Source organism: Faecalibacterium sp. DFI.5.82 (assembly GCF_029076575.1).
GTDB classification, from domain to species: Bacteria; Bacillota; Clostridia; order Oscillospirales; family Ruminococcaceae; genus Faecalibacterium; species Faecalibacterium duncaniae.
Window position 1 is genome coordinate 1 of sequence record NZ_JARFIS010000449.1, and the last position, 313, is coordinate 313.

Annotated in this window: 1 pseudogene; it reads right to left on the reverse strand. The window is 47.6% G+C overall.

Annotated elements, in window-relative coordinates:
- A pseudogene (locus P0G09_RS17375) lies at positions 1–313 on the reverse strand (type IV secretory system conjugative DNA transfer family protein); the annotation flags it as partial.

Consider the following 313-nt stretch of genomic DNA (forward strand, 5'->3'; position numbering starts at 1 on the left):
AAGCCTAGCACCGCAGGAAATGAGGATGGATTTTGCGGTCTTTCCGGCAGCTAATTTATAGAGCTTGTACTGCCGTCCTGCAAAGCTGTTCTGCTTCTTTTTGGCTAAATCCTCAAAGAGCAAATCAACTGGATTTTGGTATTCTTCATCGTCCTCCAGCACCTGCATGGTATTGAGCATTTCCAGCAGCGTAGCGAAATTCTGGTCCTCGACAGGGGCTTCATAATGCAGATAGGCGATAAGAGCGGTAAGCAAAAGACGTTCACTTTTCTCCCAAAATGGATCGCCGCAAAACCCCTCACCCTTGGTGTTG